Origin of the sequence: Bifidobacterium jacchi (assembly GCF_009078285.1) — a bacterium.
GTDB lineage: Bacteria > Actinomycetota > Actinomycetes > Actinomycetales > Bifidobacteriaceae > Bifidobacterium > Bifidobacterium jacchi.
The window spans coordinates 36,307-58,776 of sequence record NZ_RQSP01000005.1 but is presented as its reverse complement, the minus strand read 5'-3'; the positions used below and the strand labels follow the sequence as shown (position 1 = coordinate 58,776).

General features: G+C 61.4%; 31 protein-coding genes. All 31 read right to left on the bottom strand.

All coding sequences use genetic code 11. The features are described 5' to 3' along the window. Positions 1-96: 96 nt before the first annotated feature. Positions 97-1,014: a tRNA pseudouridine(38-40) synthase TruA gene (truA, locus tag EHS19_RS02670; RefSeq protein WP_151916264.1), complete on the bottom strand. Its 918-nt coding sequence runs from the start codon at positions 1,012-1,014 to the stop codon at positions 97-99. 325 nt (positions 1,015-1,339) lie between these two features. Then, a complete protein-coding gene (locus tag EHS19_RS02665) occupies positions 1,340-6,595 on the bottom strand; it encodes an Ig-like domain-containing protein (RefSeq protein ID WP_151916263.1) in 5,256 nt (1,751 codons plus the stop codon). A gap of 268 nt (positions 6,596-6,863) precedes the next feature. Continuing rightward, entirely contained in the window at positions 6,864-7,385 is a 522-nt protein-coding gene (gene rplQ / locus EHS19_RS02660; protein ID WP_151916262.1) for a 50S ribosomal protein L17, read from the bottom strand. 86 nt (positions 7,386-7,471) lie between these two features. After that, positions 7,472-8,467, bottom strand: coding sequence for a DNA-directed RNA polymerase subunit alpha (locus EHS19_RS02655; protein WP_151916261.1), 996 nt, complete (start codon positions 8,465-8,467; stop codon positions 7,472-7,474). An 80-nt stretch (positions 8,468-8,547) separates the two neighbouring features. Continuing rightward, a complete protein-coding gene (rpsK, locus tag EHS19_RS02650; RefSeq protein WP_151916260.1) occupies positions 8,548-8,949 on the bottom strand; it encodes a 30S ribosomal protein S11 in 402 nt (133 codons plus the stop codon). Between the two features lie 82 nt (positions 8,950-9,031). After that, positions 9,032-9,409, bottom strand: a complete 378-nt coding sequence (gene rpsM / locus EHS19_RS02645; RefSeq protein WP_094730286.1) for a 30S ribosomal protein S13 — start codon at positions 9,407-9,409, stop codon at positions 9,032-9,034. Between the two features lie 144 nt (positions 9,410-9,553). Next, positions 9,554-9,667, bottom strand: a complete 114-nt coding sequence (gene rpmJ / locus EHS19_RS02640; RefSeq protein ID WP_003814578.1) for a 50S ribosomal protein L36 — start codon at positions 9,665-9,667, stop codon at positions 9,554-9,556. 21 nt (positions 9,668-9,688) lie between these two features. Next, positions 9,689-9,907: a translation initiation factor IF-1 gene (gene infA, locus EHS19_RS02635; RefSeq protein ID WP_003808114.1), complete on the bottom strand. Its 219-nt coding sequence runs from the start codon at positions 9,905-9,907 to the stop codon at positions 9,689-9,691. Between the two features lie 245 nt (positions 9,908-10,152). Continuing rightward, the gene (locus EHS19_RS02630) at positions 10,153-10,716 is read right to left on the bottom strand and encodes an adenylate kinase (RefSeq protein WP_151916259.1); all 564 of its coding nucleotides are present in this window, start codon (positions 10,714-10,716) and stop codon (positions 10,153-10,155) included. Positions 10,717-10,905: 189 nt separating this feature from the next. Continuing rightward, on the bottom strand, positions 10,906-12,243 hold the full coding sequence (secY, locus tag EHS19_RS02625) for a preprotein translocase subunit SecY (protein ID WP_151916258.1): 1,338 nt from the start codon (positions 12,241-12,243) through the stop codon (positions 10,906-10,908). Positions 12,244-12,624: 381 nt separating this feature from the next. Continuing rightward, positions 12,625-13,083: a 50S ribosomal protein L15 gene (gene rplO, locus EHS19_RS02620; RefSeq protein WP_151916257.1), complete on the bottom strand. Its 459-nt coding sequence runs from the start codon at positions 13,081-13,083 to the stop codon at positions 12,625-12,627. Between the two features lie 2 nt (positions 13,084-13,085). Beyond that, positions 13,086-13,271, bottom strand: coding sequence for a 50S ribosomal protein L30 (gene rpmD / locus EHS19_RS02615; RefSeq protein WP_175578257.1), 186 nt, complete (start codon positions 13,269-13,271; stop codon positions 13,086-13,088). After that, a complete protein-coding gene (gene rpsE, locus EHS19_RS02610; RefSeq protein ID WP_151916255.1) occupies positions 13,268-13,999 on the bottom strand; it encodes a 30S ribosomal protein S5 in 732 nt (243 codons plus the stop codon). Before rpsE ends, rpmD begins: the two co-directional genes overlap by 4 nt. After that, complete coding sequence (gene rplR, locus EHS19_RS02605) at positions 13,996-14,367, bottom strand: 50S ribosomal protein L18 (protein WP_151916254.1); 372 nt, start codon at positions 14,365-14,367, stop codon at positions 13,996-13,998. The genes rpsE and rplR overlap by 4 nt, the downstream gene beginning before the upstream one ends. 1 nt (position 14,368) lies before the next feature. Beyond that, positions 14,369-14,908 (bottom strand): 50S ribosomal protein L6, encoded by a 540-nt coding sequence (gene rplF / locus EHS19_RS02600; protein WP_151916253.1) that lies wholly within the window; start codon positions 14,906-14,908, stop codon positions 14,369-14,371. A gap of 17 nt (positions 14,909-14,925) precedes the next feature. Beyond that, on the bottom strand, positions 14,926-15,324 hold the full coding sequence (gene rpsH, locus EHS19_RS02595; protein WP_151916252.1) for a 30S ribosomal protein S8: 399 nt from the start codon (positions 15,322-15,324) through the stop codon (positions 14,926-14,928). An 87-nt stretch (positions 15,325-15,411) separates the two neighbouring features. Next, entirely contained in the window at positions 15,412-15,597 is a 186-nt protein-coding gene (locus EHS19_RS02590) for a type Z 30S ribosomal protein S14 (RefSeq protein WP_151916251.1), read from the bottom strand. A 1-nt stretch (position 15,598) separates the two neighbouring features. Continuing rightward, positions 15,599-16,171, bottom strand: a complete 573-nt coding sequence (gene rplE / locus EHS19_RS02585) for a 50S ribosomal protein L5 (protein WP_151916250.1) — start codon at positions 16,169-16,171, stop codon at positions 15,599-15,601. Then, entirely contained in the window at positions 16,168-16,503 is a 336-nt protein-coding gene (rplX, locus tag EHS19_RS02580) for a 50S ribosomal protein L24 (protein ID WP_151916249.1), read from the bottom strand. The genes rplE and rplX overlap by 4 nt, the downstream gene beginning before the upstream one ends. A gap of 1 nt (position 16,504) precedes the next feature. Then, on the bottom strand, positions 16,505-16,873 hold the full coding sequence (gene rplN / locus EHS19_RS02575; protein ID WP_151916248.1) for a 50S ribosomal protein L14: 369 nt from the start codon (positions 16,871-16,873) through the stop codon (positions 16,505-16,507). Positions 16,874-16,965: 92 nt separating this feature from the next. After that, positions 16,966-17,226, bottom strand: a complete 261-nt coding sequence (gene rpsQ / locus EHS19_RS02570; protein WP_151916247.1) for a 30S ribosomal protein S17 — start codon at positions 17,224-17,226, stop codon at positions 16,966-16,968. Further along, on the bottom strand, positions 17,226-17,483 hold the full coding sequence (gene rpmC / locus EHS19_RS02565) for a 50S ribosomal protein L29 (protein WP_151916246.1): 258 nt from the start codon (positions 17,481-17,483) through the stop codon (positions 17,226-17,228). Before rpmC ends, rpsQ begins: the two co-directional genes overlap by 1 nt. Continuing rightward, entirely contained in the window at positions 17,483-17,902 is a 420-nt protein-coding gene (gene rplP / locus EHS19_RS02560; protein WP_151916245.1) for a 50S ribosomal protein L16, read from the bottom strand. The genes rpmC and rplP overlap by 1 nt, the downstream gene beginning before the upstream one ends. A gap of 6 nt (positions 17,903-17,908) precedes the next feature. Then, positions 17,909-18,715 (bottom strand): 30S ribosomal protein S3, encoded by an 807-nt coding sequence (gene rpsC / locus EHS19_RS02555; protein ID WP_151916244.1) that lies wholly within the window; start codon positions 18,713-18,715, stop codon positions 17,909-17,911. A 2-nt stretch (positions 18,716-18,717) separates the two neighbouring features. Next, positions 18,718-19,077 carry a 50S ribosomal protein L22 gene (gene rplV, locus EHS19_RS02550; RefSeq protein ID WP_151916243.1) on the bottom strand — a complete coding sequence of 120 codons (360 nt, stop codon included), beginning with the start codon at positions 19,075-19,077 and terminating at the stop codon, positions 18,718-18,720. A 20-nt stretch (positions 19,078-19,097) separates the two neighbouring features. Then, the gene (gene rpsS, locus EHS19_RS02545; protein WP_003814508.1) at positions 19,098-19,376 is read right to left on the bottom strand and encodes a 30S ribosomal protein S19; all 279 of its coding nucleotides are present in this window, start codon (positions 19,374-19,376) and stop codon (positions 19,098-19,100) included. A gap of 15 nt (positions 19,377-19,391) precedes the next feature. Next, a complete protein-coding gene (gene rplB, locus EHS19_RS02540; protein ID WP_151916242.1) occupies positions 19,392-20,222 on the bottom strand; it encodes a 50S ribosomal protein L2 in 831 nt (276 codons plus the stop codon). Between the two features lie 36 nt (positions 20,223-20,258). Then, positions 20,259-20,555: a 50S ribosomal protein L23 gene (gene rplW / locus EHS19_RS02535; protein ID WP_151916241.1), complete on the bottom strand. Its 297-nt coding sequence runs from the start codon at positions 20,553-20,555 to the stop codon at positions 20,259-20,261. 5 nt (positions 20,556-20,560) lie between these two features. Next, positions 20,561-21,217, bottom strand: coding sequence for a 50S ribosomal protein L4 (gene rplD / locus EHS19_RS02530; RefSeq protein ID WP_151916240.1), 657 nt, complete (start codon positions 21,215-21,217; stop codon positions 20,561-20,563). A gap of 5 nt (positions 21,218-21,222) precedes the next feature. Continuing rightward, positions 21,223-21,876 (bottom strand): 50S ribosomal protein L3, encoded by a 654-nt coding sequence (gene rplC / locus EHS19_RS02525; RefSeq protein WP_151916239.1) that lies wholly within the window; start codon positions 21,874-21,876, stop codon positions 21,223-21,225. 17 nt (positions 21,877-21,893) lie between these two features. Continuing rightward, positions 21,894-22,202 (bottom strand): 30S ribosomal protein S10, encoded by a 309-nt coding sequence (gene rpsJ / locus EHS19_RS02520; RefSeq protein WP_003808013.1) that lies wholly within the window; start codon positions 22,200-22,202, stop codon positions 21,894-21,896. Between the last annotated feature and the right edge of the window lie 268 nt (positions 22,203-22,470).

Sequence of the window (22,470 nt, the reverse complement as noted above, 5' to 3'; positions counted from 1 at the left end):
GTTGGGCTGGGCTGGGCTGGGCTGGATTGGATTGGATTGTTGTGCTGGGTTGGATTGGATTGGATTGGGGTGGATGGATTGTTGCGCTGCGCGTTCTCACAACGTGCGCTTGGCGCGGATCGCCTCGGCGCGCGCTGCGAGCTGATCATCAGACGGATAGGCGACGTGCTCGAGCGTAAGTCCCTGCGGCGCGATCGGTCCGGTCGACCCTTCGCGCTTCGGCACGGCCATTTTGCCGGCGAACCAGTCCACCGACCGTTTGCCGATGCCGACCTGCACGCATCCGCCGACCAGCGAGCGCACCATGTTGCGGGCGAAGGCGTCGGCAATGATCGTGAAGCACAGGAGTCCCGATTCCACGGCAGGCGTACGGTACGACTCCCCCATCGTTGCGGCGACGCCGATCAGCGGCGTGGTGGGAATGCGCCGCCAGTAGGCGGTCTTCACTTCGCGGATGGTCGTGCCGCCCGGGTTGGGGGTGGCGAACGAGCCGAAATCATGCAATCCGATGGTGGTCGCCGCGGCCGCGTTCATCGCGTCGATGTCGAGATCCGCATCGATATGATGCACGAATCCTCGCATTCGCGGATCGACCAGACTCGACCGGTCCGCGATCCGATACACATAGGTGCGCTCCAATGCGGAAAAGCGCGCGTCGAAGCCGTCCGGCGCGATCGATACCCGATGGATGGCGATGTCGGTCGGCACCATGCGTTGCATACGATGCATGAGCGCGGTCGGCGCGGGCACGGCCATGTGTCCGACGCAGCGTTGCAGCGCGCTGCGGGAGATGTCGAGATGGCATACCTGATGGAGCGCGTGCACGCCGGTATCGGTGCGGCCGGCGACGGTCAGACGCAGCGGTTCGGACTCGTCGCCGTCCGGCACGCGGGTGATGGTGTGCAGCACGCGTTCGATCTCCCCCTGCACGGTGCGCATGGCGGGTTGGCGGGCCCAGCCGTAGAAGCCGCCGCCGTCGTATCCAAGGTCGATCCGCAGTCGTATCACGGCCATTCAGTATAGCGGGCGCGCGGGAGCGGTGGCCTTGCCGTGCACGTTTGCCGCACACCTAGTATCCTGCGTCAGAAATGCGTTGACGAATTCGCTACGTAAGATACTTGCGGGACGAATCAATGCGGATTGCAGAACGGTCGGGGCGGCGTGACTCTCCAAAACAAACAAATGACCGTGCGAAACGGATGCCGAGTATCATCTCAGCACCCGTTTCGCACGGTCAGTTGCAGTCAGTGTGTCTGGTCGGCGAGTGCCCTGTCTGCGCACTCAGCGTGCGGAAGACAGGACACTAGCGCGACACTCGCGCGAACCGGCGCGATTCGACTCAGCGAGCCGAGTCGGAGCGGCGGCGCAGCGTGATCGCGGCACCGCAGCCGATCAGCAGCGCACCGACGAGCGCGACCGCGGCGACGGAGGCACCGGTGTCGGCCACGCCGGGCTTCTTGCCGGGCTTCTTGTCGACGTCGGTACCAATATCGGTGCCAGTGTCGCCTCCCTTCGCGGGGACGACCTCGACCACGATGCTACCGGACTTGCCGGAGCCGTCGTTGGCGGTGGCGGTGATCGTCACCTTGCCGGCCTTGACGCCGGTGACGAGGCCGTCGGCGTTGACCGTCGCGATCGAGAGGTCGCCGGACTTCCAGGTCACGGTCTTGTCAGTGGCGTTGGTCGGCGTGACGGTGGCGGTCAGAGCGATCTTCTTGCCGACGGTGACCGTGGTCTTGCCGTCCGCAGTAGTGACCGCGACCGACGTGACCGGAACCTTGTCGGGCTTGGTCTCGCCGCCTTCACCGCCCTCGCCGCCGTCCTTCTTGGTGACGGTGACGGTGAACGTGCCGGTCACCGTCGAACCGTCCTCATTCGTGACGGTAGCGGTGATCGTCGCCGTGCCGGCGGCCACACCCTTGACCACACCGGTCTTCTCATCAACCGAAGCGACGGCCGGCTTATCGGAACTCCACACCAGCGACTTGTACGTCGCATTCTCAGGAGCGACCGTGGCCTTCAGCTGCAGTGTTCCATCGACCGCAACCTCGTTCTTGCCGTTCTCGGCAGTGACCTTGACCGACGTGGCCGGAACCTTGTCGGGCTTGGTCTCGCCGCCTTCACCGCCTTCACCGCCATCATTCGCCTTGACGGTGATCTCGAACGTGCCGGTCACCGTCGAACCGTCCTCATTCGTGACGGTTGCGGTGATCGTCGCCGTGCCGGCGGCCACACCCTTGACCACACCGGTCTTCGCATCAACCGAGGCGACGGCCGGCTTATCGGAACTCCACACCAGCGACTTGTACGTCGCGCCATCAGGATCAACCTTGGCGGCCAGCGTGGTGGTGGTGTTGCCCACCACGACCTCCTTGTCACCGCTCACGGTGACCTTGGTCACCGGAGTCGGCTCAGGCGTCGTGGTCTTCTCGAACCTGGCGATGAGAGCCGTGTTGCCGGTCGGTGTCAGCTCGTAGGTGGCGTCGGTCGAAACGGCGGTCTCGCTGAGCGTGTTGTACCATCCGGTGAAGCGGTATCCGCTCTTCGGCGTGGCCTTGAGCGTGACCTTGACACCGGCGGCGACATCCACGGACGCGGTGGCACCGGCCTCGCCGGCCTCGCCGCCTTCCAGGGTCGCGCTCACGGTGCCGCCATCGGCCGGGTCGGCCTGAGCCCACACCTGCGCCTTGATGTCGTAGACGTCGAACTCGGACACGGCGACCCAGCCGTCACTGGATGCCTTGGCGACGAACTTGACGGCCTTGACCTCCTGCTCGGGGAACTCGAAGAGTTTCTCGGTCTGGTCGTTCGCGAACGTCTGATCGGTGGCGACCTGCTTCCATTCGGTGTCGTTCGGCCCCTTGATGAACAGGTCGGCCTTGGTGACACGGCCGCTGTTCGAATCCTGGCGCGGCGTGAACGCGAACCGGTTGATCGTCAGCGGATTGCAGAACGTCAGCTCGGCAAAGTAGGTCTTGCCGTTCTCCAGCTTGTCGGTCGCGCCGACCCAGTTGGAATGCCAGATGGTGCGCTTATTGTTGTCGAACGCGTACTTGAGCAGACCCTCGGTGCCGTTGGACTGGACGGGCGTCTCGGAGTTCGTGGTGCCGGTCCAGCAGATCTTCTCGAACGGATCGCTGGCTTCATCAGCGGTGTTGACCACCACGTTGTCGATGGTCGCCTTGATCGCGTTCGTCTTGGAGCCGATGCGCTTGATCGGCAGCGCGAGCGTCGAGTTCGTGATGCCGGTCTTCTTCACCAGACCCTTGTCGACGAACTTGCCCTTGGCATTGGACACGAACTTGCCGTCGATGTACAGCGACGTCTTCTGCTGCTGGGCGACGATGGTCACGTTGACCTTCCGTCCGATCGGCAGCGCGTAGTCGAAGCTGTAGTCGTACAGTTCGCGGGTGAAGCCGAGCGTGCCGTCGTCCATGATGCGGATGTCCTGCGTGGCGTAGGGCGCGTCCGTCTCGAAGATGATGTCGCCGGGCTTGGCGGGCTCGTTCAGCGTGATGTCGAACGAGACCTGGTTGCCGTTGCCGAGCTGGTCGATCGGCGTGGTCACGTACGAGGTGCCGCCGTTGAGGCTCAGCACGCCGTCCTTGATGGCGGCGGTGTTGCCCTCGCCGCCGGTGGTCAGGTCGCGCTTGTTCGCGGAGGAGTCGGCCTTCGCCGCCTCTCCGGTGCCGTCGAACGTGTACTTCTCGTACAGGTCGTTGTCATCGGCCGTGGACTGGTAGTACGGGTTCGTGCGCGGAGCGTCGCCCTGCTTCTTGGCAAGAGTGGTGAGCGCCGCGGCGGTGCCCTTCTCCTTGCCGGTGGAGGCCCAGTTCTTCTCCGCGTAGAACGGCAGCGCATCGAAGAAGCGCGCGTATTCGTCGGATTCGGTGACGCCGGACGCCTTCTTGTCGATGTTGTCGTTCCAGATGGCAAACGCGGCGCCGAGCGCCTGGTCGTCACCGGAGGGGATGTACTGCCAGCCGGACTTGGTGGACACACGGTTCGGCTCGAAGCTGTTGAACACGCCGTTCACATCGAGGTAGTCGCCGTAGGATCCACGGCTGCCACCGCCATTGGGCACCATGTAGCCGTAGGTGTCGATGGTGTTGATCAGCTTGTAGCCCATGTTGTACATCTGCATGCCGTCGGCCCAGTCGCGCGACCACAGGTTCATCTCGACGTTGTCGATGGCGTCCTTGTTGATCTCGGTTTTGCCATCGTTGATCCAGGTCAGACCGCCCCACATACGCACGGTGTTGGTCGCCTTGATGTAGGGGACGAAGGTGTTGATGAACTGACGGTACGACGTGTAGTTGGCCAGGAACTCGTCGGCACCGATGTGGACCGTGGTCTTCGAGTCGAACGTCGGATCATCGCCCTTGGTGTAGTCGTCGAAGATGCGCTCGATGAGCTTGACGGCTTCCGGATCGGCGACATTGATGTGGTCGATGAGCGAGCGGTTGCCGTTGAGCGGCGATACCATGTTCTTCACACCCAGCTCCGGCCAGACCTTGGTGAACGAGGTGGCGTGCGCCGGCACGTCGATCTCAGGCACGATGTTCATGCCGAGGGCGCGCTCCGACTGGATGAACTCCTTGAAATCCTTCTTGGAGATCGCATAGTCGGTGGCGGTGGGCGATTCGCCCTTGTCGTTCTTCAGGCTGGTCTCCAGACGGAAGGCGTCATAGGCCTTGAAGCCTTCGTCCTCGTTTTCCTTCTTGCCGTAGTTCTCAAGGAAGATGTAGTTGTCCGACAGATGCGTCTGGAAGTCGTTCATCTTGTAGTAGCGCATCGTGCGGGCGATCTGCCTGACCATCTCCATCGAGATGGGCTTGCGGGCCATGTCGAGCACGAATCCACGCACGGCGAAGCGCGGATAGTCGCGCATCGTGCCGATGACGAAACCGGTGTTGTCCTGCTTGGTCATCTGCAGAATCGTCTGCATCGCGTACATGTCGCCGGTGACGGCGGTGGACGCGGCGTTGATGCGGTCGGCCTTGATCTCCATCGTGTAACTTTCGTCGCCGAGCTGCTTGAGCGCGGCATCGGCGTTGGCGGGCTTGGAGAAGTTGAACGCGTTCGCCTGGGATTCCGCTGCCTTCTTCGCGGTCAGCGTGCGACCGGTGAAGTCCTTGTAGTCGGCGACGAACTCGTCGACGATGGCCTTGAGGGAATCATCATCGTAGGTGACGGTGGTCACGGTGGCCGCGTCGAGCTTCGCGTTCGACTCGGAATGCCATTCGGCGATCTCCGGGATGATGTTCGGCTTGGCGTTCTTGTCGGCCTGCTCGGTGGTGGTGCCCTTGACGGTGTAGGCGATGTCGGCCGTGGTCTTGGTGGTGTTGTCGGCGGTCTTGGTGACCACGTACGACACCTTCACGGTCTTGTCGTTGAGCGGATGGTTGACCTTGAGATCCTTGGAGATCAGCTGCTCGAAGTCGGCGCCGTTGAAGGCGACCGTGTAGCCTGCGGGCACGGTCGGCAGGGTCAGCGTGTCGGTCTTGGTGTCGATCGTGCGCTGATCGTTCTCGATCTGCGTGACGACCGAATCAAGCGAGGCGACCTGATCGTTGGAGTAGGCCTTCCATTCGGCGATGCTGATGTTGTTGTAGCTGGTGGACTGGGTTGTGTCGGTCGCGAAGTCAGTGAGCGTCAACGCGGTGGCGGTCACAGCCTGATCGAGTCGGATGGTGATGTCGGTGGCATAGCCGCTGCCGCTCGTCTCGACCTCATAGTTGTCCTTCAGCGTCTCCTCGGTGCCGTCCTCCTTGGTGTACTTCAGGTCGAAGGACTTAACGTTGGAGGGCATCTGCGCCACGTCACGCGTATGGAAGGTGATCTTGATTTCCTTGATCACGGTCGGGTTCGTGAATGCACCCTTGATCCAGATCTTGTTGGTCGGCGTCTCATAGTTGCTCGCCCAGCGCGTGGACGTGTCGCCATCGGTGGCCTTGTCGGCGGTGAACTGCGTATTCTCCTCAACGCCGGACGCGGTCATCGTCGCGTTCTTGAGATGGTTGACGTCGTTGGTGGAGACGACATCCTTCTTGGGTGCTGAATAGACCTCAAGCTCGCTGATGCCGACGTTCAGCCATGAGAGACCACCTATTCCAGCGTCAGCCTTGAGAATGGTGACCTTGACGTCAGTGGCCTGCTTGTCGGCATCCAACGTCACGACCTCATGCTGCTTGGCACGGGTGCCGTCGTTGGCCTTTTCATAGACCTTCTCGTAGTCGCCGCTACCGTTCTTCAGTTCGACCTTGTAGCTGAGGATGTTCTGTTGCGAATCCTTACGCTCAAAATCAACGTTGATCTGACGCACGGTCTGCGCGGTGTCACCGAGCTTGACATTGAGCCATTCGTTGTCGGCCTTGTTCTGCGCGGTGCCCCAGTGGGAATCCTGTTTGCCATCCACTGCCTTGGCGGGGCTGGTGGATTCGACCTCGTAGGAGCTTGCCGTAGCTTCCTTGTTCAAAGCGATATTGGCATTGTCCGCAGCGGAGGCGGTGCCCACGCCGGTAATGCCCACGCCCAGCAGCGTCGCAGCGGCGATGATGCCGCCAAGCGCCTGCCGAAGACTTCGTGTTCGCATATTCTCTCCATCGATATTGCTTCATGGCGCGTCATCGCGTCAATGTAAACATAGTTTACCTTTTGGGGTGGTCTCCGTTGATACCCCCCATGTTTCGTGTTGCGAACGAACCCATCATCATCCGCGAATTGCATCCGCAAGCCAGCATCATCCTTGCCACATTACAGAAAAGGGGCTGGCACCCGTAGGTACCAGCCCCAAATCGACTGCATCGATCAACTATACGATGATGCAGCTATGCAACCGAAGTATGCAACCGAAGCGGCATTCACTCCGCATTCTCGGCGGGCGCAGCCTCAGCGGTTTCGGCAGCCGCAGGCGCGGTCTCGGCGGCCTCGGTGGCCTCGGCAGCCTTGGCGGTCTCAGCGGCGTCGTTCGCAGCGGCGACCTTGGCAGCAGACTCGGCCTCGGTCACGACGGCCTTCTTGGCGACCGGCTCGGTGACGAGCTCGATGATCGCTGCGGGCGCGGAATCACCGCGACGCGGAGCGACCTTGACGATGCGGGTGTAGCCGCCTTCACGCTGTTCCATCTGCTCGGCGATCTCGGTGAAGAGCTTGTGCACGACGGACTTGTTGCGGATGACGCGCATCACGCGACGACGGGAATGCAGATCGCCGCGCTTGGCGAACGTGACCAGACGCTCGGCCAGCGGACGAAGACGCTTCGCCTTCGGCAGCGTGGTGGTGATGCGGCCATGCTGGAACAGGCTGGTGGCCATGTTCGCGAGCATGAGGCGCTCATGGGCCGGGCTGGAGGCCAGACGGGGGCCCTGCTTGGGTGTAGGCATAGTAACTCCTTGTGTGTTCCGCCACGTTCAGGTGGGCATACGCCCGAACATCCGACGTGGCGGAACGGTTGGTCAAAAGCGGCGAATCACTCGTCCTCGGGCGAGAAGAAGGTGCCACCTTCGAGATTGTTGGCGTCGAAGCCCAGCGGCGAGGCCTTGAGCGACAGACCAAGCGTCTGCAGCTTCTCCTTGACCTCATCGATCGACTTCATGCCGAAATTGCGAATGTCGAGCAGATCCTGCTCGGTGTGGGAGACGAGCTCGCCGATGGTGTGGATGCCCTCACGCTTGAGGCAGTTGTAGCTGCGCTGAGTGAGGTTGAGATCCTCGATCGGCACGGCCATCTCGGGATTGGTCTCCTCGACCACCGGCGCGGGACCGACCTCGACACCTTCGGCCTGCGTGTTGAGCTCACGGCACAGGCCGAAGAGCTCGACGAGGGTCGAACCGGCGGAGGCGACGGCGTCGCGCGGGGAAATGGCTGGCTTGGTCTCCACGTCCAGAATGAGCTTGTCGAAGTCCGTGCGCTGTTCGACACGGGTTGCCTCGACCTTGTAGCTCACCTTGAGCACCGGGGAGTAGATGGAATCGACCGGAATGCGGCCGATCTCATCGTTGTCCTGCTTGTTGAGCTGCGCGGGCACATAGCCACGGCCGCGCTCGACGGTGAACTCGATCTCCAGTTCGCCGTCTTCGGCAAGCGTTGCGATGTGCATGTCGGGATTGGCGATGGTCACACCAGCCGGCGCGGTGATGTCACCGGCCTTGACCTCGCCCTCACCGCTCTTGCGCAGGTACATGACAACAGGTTCGTCGTACTCGCTCGTGAGTACGATGCCCTTGATGTTGAGCAGAATCTCGGTGACGTCTTCCACCACGCCCGGCAGAGTCGTGAACTCATGCAGGGCACCGGAGATACGCACCGAAGTCACAGCGGCACCCGGAATCGAGCTGAGAAGCGTACGGCGCAGCGAGTTGCCAAGCGTGTAGCCGAAGCCCGGCTCAAGCGGCTCGATGATGAAGCGGGAACGCTGAGGAGTGATAGCTTCCTCGGTAAGTGTCGGACGCTGTGCGATAAGCACTGTGTTATCCTTTCAGCTTCTGGCCGGTGGTGCACGCACCGGTCATAAGCGGCTTTGGATTGGTGGGATTCTTCTAGTGCTCAGACGCGACGACGCTTCGGGGGACGAACGCCGTTGTGTGCCTGCGGGGTGACGTCGGTAATCGAACCGACTTCAAGACCGGCGGACTGCAGGGAACGGATCGCGGTTTCGCGACCGGAACCCGGGCCCTTGACGAAAACGTCAACCTTCTTGAGGCCATGCTCCATGGCCTTGCGAGCTGCGGATTCCGCAGCCATGCCGGCAGCGTACGGCGTGGACTTACGGGAGCCCTTGAAGCCGACGTCGCCGCCGGAGGCCCAGGACACAACCGCGCCGGACGGATCGGTGATCGAAATGATCGTGTTGTTGAAAGTGGACTTGATGTGAGCCTGACCCACCGGGATCGACTTGCGGTCGCGGCGACGAACAGGCTTACGAGCGGCTTGCTTTCCAGCTGCCATTGATCCTCGTTTCCTAGTAACATACTGATTGTTATGTCCAAACGATGAGATTCGTTATCTCGTGGCTTGGACTGACCACCTATTACTTGGTGGCCTTCTTCTTTCCGGCGACCGTGCGCTTCGGGCCCTTGCGGGTGCGTGCGTTGGTCTTGGTACGCTGACCGCGCACCGGCAGACCACGACGATGGCGAATGCCCTGGTAGCAGTTGATCTGGATCTTGCGACGGATGTCCGCGTCGATTTCACGACGCAGATCGCCTTCGATCTTGTAGTTGCCTTCGAGATAGTCACGCAGCGTGATGAGCTGCTCATCCGTCAGATCCTTGACGCGGGTGTCCGGGTTGATACCGGTCGCGGCAAGAGTTTCCTTAGCGCGAGTGCGACCGACACCGAAAATGTAGGTGAGGGCGATCTCGATGCGCTTCTCATTGGGGATGTCGACTCCGGCAAGACGTGCCATTGCGATTCCTTCTATACTCCGCAGGTCTTGCACCAAGTCGTCCGGTCTCCCGGCCCGGGCCTGCGTTCCCGGGGTTCAGACGCGCTCTCGGTAGAGTCGCGCCTGTGACTTAGCGCCTTATTCCATTGTGCCGCTGGAATCTGCTCAGCCCTGACGCTGCTTGTGGCGCGGGTTGGTGCAGATCACCATGACGCGGCCGTGACGACGGATCACGCGGCAGTTCTCGCAGATCCTCTTCACACTGGGGCTGACCTTCATGGTTATCCTTTGCTTGTACCTTTACTTATAGCGGTACGTAATCCTGCCGCGGTTGAGATCATACGGGCTCATCTCAAGCACGACGCGATCCTGCGGAAGAATACGGATATAGTTCTTACGCATCTTTCCGGAGATCGTCGCGAGCACGATGTGCTTGTTCTCAAGTTCGACGCGAAACATCGCGTTCGGCAGCGCTTCCACCACCTGACCTTCGACTTCAATCACACCGTCTTTTGCCATAAGCCCCGTTCCGTTCCTTGGCTTGGATTACTTGCGGGCATGTCTAAAGACACACCAAACTACTAGTATATACGATAACGGGATATACGGCACACGGCGTGTCGCATATCCCGTTATCGGTTTATCTGTGGTATCCGCGTCTGTACGCAGTATCGCAGCGATCAGCGATCCATGATCAGCGATTCTCCATCAATGATCCATGATCAGCGATCCAAACTCAGCATTCGATAATCGGCGATCCAAACTCAGCGATCCAGCGCGGCCACAATGTTGGCCTGAATCGCGTTGATCTCACCGACGCCGTCGATGGCGACGAGCTGGCCACGCTGCTTATACACATCGAGCAGCGGCGCGGTCTGGCTCGCATAGGTGGCCAGACGCTTGGCGATCGCATCCGGCGTGTCGTCGGAACGGCCCTGCTCCTTGGCGCGCTTGGCAATGCGCTCCATGAGCACATCATGATCGGCGTCGAGCGCCACCACCTTGTCGAGCGGGGTGCCCAGCTCCTGGAGCATGGCATCAAGCGCTTCGACCTGCGTCGCATTGCGCGGATATCCGTCGAGAATCCAGCCGTTCTTGGCATCATCCATGGCCAGACGATCCTTGACGATGCGGTTGGTCAGCTCGTCGGGAACAAGCTCGCCCTTGTCGGTGTACTTGAGCGCCTCAAGACCGAGCTCCGTCTTGTTCTTGATGTTGTAGCGGAAGATGTCGCCGGTGGAGATCGCCGGAATGCCGTAATGCTCGGCGAGCAGAGCCGCCTGAGTGCCCTTGCCGACGCCCTGGGGTCCCATGATGAGTAGACGCATGTTCATTCCTTTGCTGTTGTGTGTGCGTGTTGTTCTAAGAATTAGTGTCCGTTGTGCTGCGCAATGGACGCAATCTGCCGATACATCGTGATTGAGGGGTAGTCAGGAAGCGACATGCTCTTGACTACCCCTCATTCAACATTGTGCATAAACGGTCATGCGCTATTGTGCGCAATCGCGAAACGTTGCTTACTTACCTTCGGTGTGATCGACGCCTTCGAGCAGGAATCCGGCATACTGGAACTGCTCGGTCTGCGCCTTCGCCTGACGGAGCGTGTCGAGACCGACGCCGGCGATGATCAGGATGGTGGTACCACCGAATGGAAGCTTCTGGTTGAGGTTGAGCGCCATGATGAGCACGGTCGGAATCAGTGCGACGAACAGCAGGTAGACTGCGCCGACGGTGTTGAGACGGTTCATCACGTAGCTCAGATAACGGCTGGTCGCATTGCCGGCGCGAATGCCCGGGATGAAGCCGCCGTACTGCTTCATGTTGTCGGCGGTCTCGTCGGGGTTGAACGTGATCGACGTGTAGAAGAAGCAGAAGAACACGATCATCAGCGCATAGAGCGCGATGTACCACACCGACGTGGTGTTGGCCAGATTGTTGTTGATCCACTGGACCCAGCCCTGATCGTAGGTGCCGAACTGGGCGATCAGCGTCGGGATGGCGAGAATCGAGGATGCGAAGATCGGCGGGATGACGCCGGACATGTTGATCTTCAGCGGCAGGTAGGTGGAGGAGCCGCCGTACATCTTGCGGCCGATCATGCGGCGCGTGTACTGAACGGGGATTCGACGCTGGCACAGCTCAACGAAATCGACGAGGATGAGGATCACGACCAGCGTGCCGGTGACGATGCCGAAGCGCATCCAGTCGCCGTTGGTGCCGTCGGTGCCCCAACCGATCTCCCACAGCTGCGGCAGGAAGCCGGAGCAGATCGACATGAAGATGAGGATGGACATGCCCTGACCGATGCCCTTGTCGGTGATGAGCTCGGCCATCCACATGATCAGGCCGGTGCCGCCGGTCATGATGAGCACCATCACCAGCAGGTTGCCGACGGTGCCGTCGGGAATGACCTGCTGCGAGCAGCCGCTGAACAGGGCGCCGTTGCGGGCGGTGACAAGAATCGTGGTGGACTGGAGCACAGCCAGACCGATGGTGAGATAACGCGTGTACTGCGTCAGCTTGGCCTCGCCGGACTGGCCCTCCTTGTGGAGCGCCTCGAAACGAGGAATGACGACGCGCAACAGCTGCACGACGATGGACGCGGTGATGTACGGCATGACGCCCAGCGCGAAGATCGACAGCTGCAGCATGGCGCCACCGGAGATGAGGTTCACCAGTCCGATGAAGTTCTCCTGATTGGAGCTCAGGTCGCTGATGCACTGCTGCACGGCCTTGTAGTCCACACCCGGAGTCGGAATGAACGAACCGATCCGGTAGATGATAATGATGCCGAGAACAAACAGTATCTTGTTCCTCAGCTCTTTCGTACGAAAGGCCTGGATTAACGTCCTCACCTGGGTTCCTTTCCAAATCGTGCGCTTACACGCACCCGTCGCGACAGACTCTAACCGTCGAGTCTAGCGTATTGCGTCTACTTGCGACACCGCGCCGTGCCGCAATGTGACGATTGTACCGTATTTTTCTCTATTCGTAATGCATTTTACATGGGGCCGTCTGCTAGGTCGGCATGGCGGCGCGCCTTGGCTGATGCCTCTTATTGGTCGGCTGATGACCTGCTGTTGGTCGGAGCATTGCCGGCGAACTGCCGACGCATTGCCGACGCATTGCGTAGATATGCAATGACCCTTCACCGCTGTTGCGGGAAGGGTCATTGTCAGTTGTTCATAGCCGATGGATCACACGATCCATGCTGATTCAGATCATACGATCCTGAATCAGGCCTCGACAGAGCCGCCTGCAGCCTCGATCTTCGCCTTGGCGGAGGCGGAGACCTTGACGCCCTTGAGGGTGTAGACAGCGGTGACTTCACCGTCGCCCAGCACCTTCACCGGACGGTTGGCGCGAACTACGCCCTTGGCAACCAGAGTCTCGACGGAGACCTCGCCGCCCTCCGGGAAGAGGTGGGCGAGAGCCTCGACGTTGACGACCTGATACTGCTTCTTGAAGGGGCTCTTGAAGCCACGCAGCTTCGGCAGGCGCATGTACAGCGGCAGCTGGCCGCCTTCAAAGCCCGGACGAACCTGATAGCGCTTCTTGGTGCCCTTGGCGCCACGGCCCGAGGTCTTGCCCTTGGAGCCTTCACCACGGCCGACACGGGTGCGAGCCTTCTTGGCACCGGGAGCCGGACGCAGATCATGCATCTGCAGGATCTGGGGTTCTTCTTCGTTAGCCATTGTCAGTCAGCCTCCTCGACGGTGACCAGATGGCGCACCGTTCTGATCATGCCGCGCACGGCGGGCGTGTCCTCGCGGACGACGCTCTGGCCGATCTTGCGAAGGCCGAGCGTATGCACGGTCGCGCGCTGAGCCGGGGTACGGTTCACCAGACCATGATGCAGGGTGATCTTGAGATTAGTCATCACTCACCATCCTTCTGTTCCTCGGCGGCCTTGGCCTGAGCCTCTTCGCGCGCCTTGCGGGCTTCGGCGATGCCGGCGGCGCGAGCGCGCAGCAGCGCGTCGGGGGCGACCTCGTTGAGGGCGAGACCACGGCGTGCGGCGATCTCCTCCGGCTCCTCAAGCTGCTTGAGGGCGGCGACGGTCGCGCGGACCATGTTGACGGCGGTGGCGGAGCCCATCGACTTCGACAGAACGTCGGTGATGCCCGCGCACTCCATGACGGCACGCACCGGGCCGCCGGCGATAACGCCGGTACCAGGGGCGGCGGGGCGCAGCAGAACGGTACCTGCGGCGTCGTGACCGATCACCGGGTGGGTGACGGTGCCGCGAACGCGCGGCACGGTGAACATGTGCTTCTTGGCATCCAGCTGACCCTTGGCGATTGCCGCGGGGACTTCGCGGGACTTGCCGTAGCCGACGCCAACGTTGCCATTGCCGTCGCCCACGACCACGAGCGCGGCGAAGCTGAACGTACGGCCGCCCTTGTGGGTCTTGGACACGCGGTTGATGGTCACCACTCGATCGAGCAGCTCATCGCCCTGCTTCTCCTCGCGACGGTTGCGACGCTCACCGCGACGACCGTCACCGCGCTGGCCACGACGAGACTTGCGATCGTCGTTGCGCTCTTCGGTGGATGCCTGAGTGTTCTGAGTTTCTTCAGCCACTTGGGTTTCCTTCTCGTTGTCGCTCACAGTGCCAGACCTCCCTCACGGGCGCCATCAGCGACGGCTGCGACGCGACCGGTGTACTTGTTGCCACCGCGATCGAACACGACGGCCTCGATGCCAGCGGCCTTGGCCTTCTCGGCGACCAGCTGGCCGACCTTCTTGGCGGCCTCGACCTTGGTGCCCTCGAAGCCCGAGAAGTCAGCGGTCAGCGTGGAGGCGCTCACCAGAGTGATGCCCTTGGTGTCGTCGACGATCTGAGCGACCATGTGACGATTAGAACGGCTGACGACCAGACGAGGACGCTCGGGAGTGCCGCTGATGTGCTTGCGGATGCGGTTGTGGCGGCGCAGACGGGCGACGTTCTTGCCCTTACCGAAAATCTTGACGGTCATATCACTTACCAGCCTTTCCAGCCTTGCGCAGGATGTGCTCGTCAGCGTACTTGATGCCCTTGCCCTTGTAGGGTTCCGGAGCACGAAGCTTGCGGATGTTCGCGGCGACCTGGCCGACGACCTGCTTGTCGATGCCCTTGACGACCACCGTGGTGGGGTTCGGGACCTCGAACTCGATGCCTTCAGGCGGGTTCACCGTGATGGTGTGCGAGTAGCCGAGGAAGAACTCGATGCCCTTGCCCTTCATCACGGCACGGTAACCGGTGCCGACGATCTGGAGCGTCTTGGCATAGCCTTCGTGCACGCCCTTGACCATGCCGGCGATGATGGAGCGGCTCAGACCGTGCTTGGCACGGGTGGGACGCAGGTCATCGGCCGGGGTGAGGACGACCTCGTTGTTCTCGACGACACCGGTGATGCCCTCAGGAATAACGTAGGAATCGGAGCCCTTCGGACCTTTGGTCGAGAAATTCTGACCGTCGATAGTGACTTCCACGCCAGCCGGGATGGCGACGGGGAGCTTACCAATATGCGATGCCATGTGTCAGCTCTCCTTTCTCACCACACGATGGCGACGATCTCGCCGCCAATGCCCCGGTCGAGGCATTCCTTCTGAGTCATCAGTCCCGAGCTGGTCGAGATGATGGCGATACCGAGTCCACCGAGCGGCATCGGCAGAGCATCGGACTTCGCATAACGGCGAAGACCCGGCTTGGAGATGCGCTTGATGCCCTGAATGGAGCGCTCGCCGTTGGGGCCGTACTTGAGGGTGACCTCAAGGGTCTGACCGACCTTGGCCTCCTTGGCGGTGAAGTCCTTGATGTAGCCTTCACGCTTGAGGATCTCGGCGATGTTCGCCTTGAACTTGGAGTACGGCATATCCACGGTCACGTGCTTGGCCGCACTCGCATTGCGCAGACGCGTGAGCATGTCTGCGATCGGATCTGTCATTGTCATGTGGGCTAACTGCCCTTTCTCGCCGTGGTTTCCGCCGCCCTCACACCTTGATCAGGTGCTCGGGCCGCGGACCTTCAGCGTCGATGTTTACCAACTGGACTTAGTGACTCCGGGCAGCTCGCCACGATGCGCCTTCTCGCGAAGGCAGATGCGGCACAGGCCGAACTTGCGGTACACGGAGTGAGGACGACCGCAGACCTGGCAACGCGTGTAGGCGCGCACCTTGAACTTCGGCTTTGCGGCCGCCTTGATCTTCAGAGCGGTTTTTGCCATATCAGTTCTCCTTGAAGGGGAAGCCGAGCTGCTTGAGGAGCGAGCTGGCCTCCTTGTCGTCCTTGGTGCTGGTCACCACGGTGATGTCCATACCACGCTGGTGATCGATCGAATCCGGATCGATCTCGTGGAACATGGACTGCTCCGTGAGGCCGAAGTTGTAGTTGCCCTGACCGTCGAACTGCTTGCCGTTGATACCGCGGAAATCACGGATACGAGGCAGAGCGAGGGTAAGCAGACGATCGAGGAACTCCCACATGCGATCGCCGCGCAGGGTCACGAAGCAACCGATGGCCTGGCCCTCACGCAGGTGGAACTGCGCGACGGACTTCTTGGCCTTGGTGATCTTCGGCTTCTGGCCGGTGATGGCGGTGAGGTCCTTGACGGCACCTTCGATGAGCTTGGAGTCGCGAGCCGCGGCGCCGACGCCCATGGAGACGACGACCTTCTGGATGCGAGCAATCTGCATCGGGTTGGTGTAGCCGAACTCCTTTTCGAGCGCGGGAACGATCTCCTCGTTGTAGCGCTTCTTCAGGCGCGGTGTAGCGGGCGCTTCGACAGTGCTATCGCTCATGCCAGCTCCTTTCCGGACTTCTTGGCCACGCGCACGCGCACGGTCTTGACCTTGCCGTCACGGGCCTCCTGCTTGACCACAATGCCCACGCGGGTCGGCTGCTTGGTCTCGGGATCGACGACCATCACGTTGGAGCGATGGATCGGAGCCTCCACGGACACGATGCCGGACTGCTGGCCCTGCTGGGTCGCGCGGACGTGCTTCTTGACGATCTGAACGCCTTCGACAATCAGACGGTCATTGGGGAGCACACGCTTGACGGTGCCCTCCTTGCCGCGGTCCTTGCCGCGGATGACCCTGACCAGGTCGCCGCTCTTGATCTTGGCTACCATGTCAGATCACCTCCGGGGCGAGGGACACGATGCGCGTGAACTTCTTTTCGCGAAGCTCACGGGCGATCGGTCCGAAAATACGAGTGCCCTTCGGTTCACGGCCGGAGCCGAGAATGACGGCGGCGTTCTCGTCGAACTTGATGTAGGAGCCATCGGGACGACGGTACTCCTTGACGGTGCGGACGACGACGGCCTTGACCACATCGCCCTTCTTGACCGACCCGCCAGGGATGGCATCCTTGACGGTGGCGACGATCACGTCGCCCAGGCCGGCATAGCGTCGCTTCGATCCGCCGAGCACTCGGATGGCGAGGATTTCCTTCGCACCCGTGTTGTCGGCGATATGAAGCCGCGTTTCCTGCTGAATCATTGATTCTCCTTAGCCGAGCTGGTTCTCCCCGAGCACCCCGCCCACCTGTACGAGCATGGGCGGGGTGACTCGCGAAGCCTTTGCCGAACTTGTTACTTGGCGCGCTCGATAATCGATTCGAGACGCCAACGCTTGGTCTTGCTCAAGGGCCGAGTTTCCATAATACTCACGAGGTCGCCAACATGCGCTTCGTTGTGTTCATCATGGGCCTTGACCTTCTTGGTCTTGCGCACGACTTTGCCGTACAGCGGGTGGGTCGCACGAGACTCGATCTCGACGGTGATGGTCTTCTCCATCGCCTCGGACACGACGAAACCGCGACGAACCTTGCGGAAGTTACGCTCTTCAGCCATTACTTCTCCTCAGCTTTCTCGTCGGATGCTGCGGGCGCCTGGCTGATGCCGAGTTCGCGCTCGCGCAGAACGGTGTACATTCTGGCGATGTCGCGCTTGACCGCCTTGACGCGGGCAGTGTTGGTGAGCTGACCGGTGGCCGCCTGGAAGCGCAGGTTGAACAGCTCTTCCTTGGACTTCTTGAGGAAACCTTCGATCTCCTCGTTGGTCTTCTCATTCAGATTCTTGATTGCATAATCAGCGGTACCGACTGCCATCAGATATCACCACCTTCACGCGCGATAATGCGGCACTTCATGGGGAGCTTGTCGATGGCGCGGCGCAGAGCCTCGCGAGCGATGTCCTCGGAGACGCCACCGATCTCGAACATCACACGACCAGGGTGGATGTTGGCGATCCAGAACTCGGGAGCACCCTTACCGGAACCCATTCGGGCGCCGAGAGCGTGCTTGGTGAGCGGACGATCGGGGAAGATGTTGATCCACACACGACCGCCACGCTTGATGTAGCGGGTCATGGCGATACGGGCCGCCTCGATCTGACGGTTGGTGACATAGGCCGGCGCAAGCGCCTGGATGCCGTAGTCGCCGAACGCGATCTCGTTGCCGCCCTTGGACATGCCGTGGCGGTCAGGACGATGCTGCTTGCGGTACTTGACCCTCTTTGGGATAAGCATTCTCGCTCACTCCTTCGTTTCCGTTGCGGCAGGCGCAGCCTCGTTCTCGGCCTTGGGGGCCTCGGCGGCGTTCTGCTGGGCGGCAGGACGGTTGCCACGGCGCGGACGGCGATCACCGCCGCGACGGCCGGGACGGCTGTTCTGCTGCTGAGCCTGCTGCTCTTCGAACTCACGCTCGGTCATGTCGCCCTTGTAGATCCACACCTTGACGCCGATACGGCCGTAGGTGGTCTTGGCCTCGAAGAAGCCATAGTCGATCAGGGCGCGCAGGGTCTGCAGCGGAACGCGACCCTCACGGTAGAACTCCGAGCGGCTCATCTCGGCGCCACCAAGGCGGCCGGAGAGCTTGATACGGATGCCCTTGGCACCGGCGCGCATGGCGTCCTGCTGAGCCTTGCGCATCGCGCGACGGAAGGTCACGCGGTTGGTCAGCTGCTCCGCGATGCCCTGAGCGACGAGCTGAGCGTCCAGCGCGGCGTTCTTGACTTCGAAGATGTTGAGCTGAACCTGCTTGCCGGTGAGCTTTTCGAGCTTGGCGCGAACCTTCTCGGCCTCCGCGCCGCGGCGACCGATCACGATGCCCGGACGAGCGGTGTGGATGTCCACACGCACGCGGTCACGGGTGCGCTCGATGATGATGCGCGACACGCCGGCACGCTCAAGGTCCTTGTTCATGGCCTTGCGGATCTTGTCGTCCTCGAGGACGAAGTCGCTGTATCGCTCGCCGACCTTGGTGGAGTCGGAGAACCACTTGGAACGATGGCTCTCGGTGATGCCCAGGCGATAGCCAAAGGGATTGATCTTCTGACCCATGTTTAGCGGGCTCCTTCCTTAGCGGCGACGACGACCGTGATGTGGCTCGTACGCTTGTTGATACGAGCGGCGCGGCCCTGTGCACGAGCGCGGAAGCGCTTCATGGTGACGCCCTCATCCACGTAGGTCTCCTTGATGACGAGATCGTTCTCACGGAACGACTCGCCTTCCTTGTCGGCCTTGAAGCGGGCGTTGGCGATGGCGCTCTCCAGAACCTTGCGCACGGGCAGTGCGGCATCCTGGGGGGCGAACTTGAGGATGGTCACGGCTTCGGTCGCCTGCTTGCCTCGGATGAGGTTGACCATACGGCGAGCCTTGCGCGGCGTCACACGGACGTGACGGGCGATTGCTTTAGCTTCCATGTGTCTTTACTCTCCTGCCTTTAGCGGCGTGCCTTCTTGTCGTCCTTCACGTGACCCTTGAAGGTCTTGGTCGGGGCGAACTCACCGAGCTTGTGGCCAACCATAGCCTCGGTGACGAACACCGGGACGTGCTTGCGGCCATCGTGGACTGCGAACGTGTGTCCGATGAAATCAGGGGTGATCATCGAACGGCGGGACCACGTCTTGATGACGTTCTTGGTGCCCTTCTCGTTCTGCTCGTCGACTTTCTTCTGCAGGTGGGCGTCGACGAAGGGGCCCTTCTTGATGCTACGAGTCATCTTCTCGACACTCCCTTACTTGCGGTTCTTACCATTCGGACGACGACGAACAATCATCTTGTTCGAAGCCTTCTTCGGACGACGAGTACGAACCTCGCCCTTGCCCCACGGAGAGACCGGCGGCTTGCCACCGCGGGTACGACCACCATGCGGATGATCGACCGGGTTCATGGACTCACCACGGGTGATCGGACGACGGCCGAGCCAGCGGGCACGACCGGCCTTACCGAGCTGAATGTTGGCGTGATCGGAGTTGCCGACCTCACCGACGGTCGCACGGCAGCGGGCGTCGACGTTGCGGATTTCGCCGGAGGGCATACGCAGCTGAGCGTAGGCACCGTCCTTGGCGACGAGCTGCACGGCAGCGCCGGCGGAACGCGCGATCTTGGCGCCGCCCAGCGGCTTGAGCTCGATGGCGTGCACGACGGTACCGGTCGGGATGTTCTTCAGCGGCAGGTTGTTGCCCGGCTTGATGTCGGCCTGCTCACCGGTCTCGATGCGGTCGCCCTGCTTGACGCCTTCCGGAGCGATGATGTAGCGCTTCTCGCCATCTGCATAGTGCAGGAGGGCGATGCGAGCGGAACGGTTCGGATCGTATTCGATCTCGGCGACCTTGGCCGGCACGCCGTCCTTGTCCCAGCGACGGAAGTCGATGAGACGGTAGGCGCGCTTGTGGCCGCCGCCGCGATGGCGGGAGGTCATGCGACCGTAGGAGTTACGACCGCCGGTCTTGGTCAGCTTGCGAACCAGCGACTTCTCAGGCGTGGAGCGCGTAAGCTCGGAGAAGTCCGAGACGGACGCGTTGCGGCGGCCTGCGGTCGTCGGCTTATAAACGCGGATAGCCATAATATAGTTCTTCCTTTAACTTTTCTCGGCTAGCCTTCAGTTGCCGAAGATGTCGATCGTCTGGCCCTCGGCGACGGTCACGATGGCGTGCTTCTGGTTGACACGACGACCGTATCCGAAGCGGGTGCGCTTGAGCTTGCCCGCGCGGTTGAGGGTGTTGACGTTCGTCACCTTGACGTTGAAGATCTTTTCGATGGCCTGCTTGATCTGCACCTTGTTCGCGGACGGAGCCACCACGAAGGTGTACTGGCCGCGGTCGGACAGGGCATAGCTCTTCTCGGAGACGACGGGCTTCAGGATGATGTCATGGGCGGGGTTGTGAACTGCGACCATGGAAATCAGGCCTCCTTCTTGGTCTTCGCGGCGACGAAGGCCTCGAGGGCCTCCTTCGTGAAGACAACGTACTGCGCAGTGACCACGTCGTACGTGTTGAGCTGATCAACGAAGATCGGGTGCACGTAGGGCAGGTTGCGCACGGACATCCACTCGTTCACCTGATCGCGAGTGAAGGCGATGGTGGTGAACTTCTCGCCGATGACCGGCTTGAGAGCGGCGATCGCGGCCTTGGTGGACGGGGTCTCACCGATGCCGAAATCAACGACGGCGACGCGACCGGCGTTGGCGCGGTCGGAAAGGACGTAGCGAAGAGCCGCGGCCTTCATCTTCTTGGGGGTGCGCTGCGAGTAGTCACGCGGCTGCGGGCCGTGGACAACGCCACCGTGGTACCACTGAGGTGCACGGATGGAGCCCTGACGAGCGCGACCGGTGCCCTTCTGCTTCCACGGCTTCTTGCCGCCGCCGGAGACCATGCCACGAGTCTTGGTGGCGTGGGTGCCCTGACGAGCAGCGGCGAGCTGCGCGACGACGACCTGGTGGATCAGCGGGACATGAGCGTGCACGTCCTCGGACGAGATGCCGAAGAGTGCAGCAGGCGCTTCAACGGAACCAGCGGCCTGGCCCTGGTTGTCGGTGATGTTCAGAGTGACGTCTGCCATGATTATCAGGCTCCCTTCACTGCCGTGCGAACCAGGACGATGCCGCCCTTCGGTCCGGGGATGGCACCCTTGATGGCGAGAATGCTGTTCTCGACATCAGCGGAGACGACGGTCAGGCTCTGGACGGTCGCGGTCACATGACCCATGCGGCCGGCCATACGCTTGCCCTTGAGAATGCGTCCAGGCGTGGCGCATGCGCCGACGGAACCGGGACGACGCTCGTTCTTGTGCGAGCCGTGAGAACGACGGTAGGACTTGAAGCCCCAGCGCTTGATGGTGCCGGCGAAGCCCTTACCCTTGGTGGTGCCGGTGACATCGACCGACGAACCCTCCGGGAAGAACTCGATGGAGAGCTCCTGGCCGGGCTTGTAGTCGGCGGCATCCTCGGTGCGCACCTCGACGAGGTGACGACGCGGGGTGACGCCAGCCTTGGCGAAGTGGCCGGCAAGCGGCTTGGTCACCTTGGTCGGATCGATCTGGCCGTAGCCGATCTGAACGGCCTTGTAGCCGTCCGTCTCCTCGGTCTTGACAGCGGTCACAACGTTGGTGGAGACGTCCACCAGCGTGACGGGGATGAAGAGACCATTCTCGTCCCAGACCTGAGTCATGCCGATCTTCTTGCCCAGCAGAGCCTTGTGGCTACCTCTCTGTGAAGTCATAGTGGTTCCCTCCTCCCTTACAGCTTGATCTCGATGTTGACGTCCGCAGGCAGATCAATGTGCATCAGAGAGTCCACGGCCTTCGGGGTCGGGTCCACGATGTCGATGAGGCGCTTATGAGTGCGCATTTCGAAATGCTCGCGAGAATCCTTGTACTTATGAGGAGAACGAATAACCACAAAGACGTTCTTCTCGGTCGGGAGCGGAACCGGGCCAACAACCGTTGCACCCGCGTTCGTCACCGTTTCGACGATCTTCTTCGCCGATTGGTCGATGACCTCATGGTCATAGGACTTAAGCCTGATGCGGATTTTCTGTCCCGCCATTGCCGTCCGCCCTTTCTGCGATTCGTGTACTGTTTACCAGCCTGTCTCAAGGGCACCGGAGGGCATGACGCGCCGGGCGTCTCACAGACGCTCTTCGGCCACAACCACATCAGTGCATGGACTTCAGGCAACCGCTCTCACGGCGCCTGCTCCATGCTCGCTTTTTTGATTCCAATTTGCGAGCCCCTAGTCAGGCAACTTCTCTAGTAAAGCACTAGGGGTACCCACTGAGGAGTTCGGGCGTGTCGCGCTGCGCCAACTCGCCAGA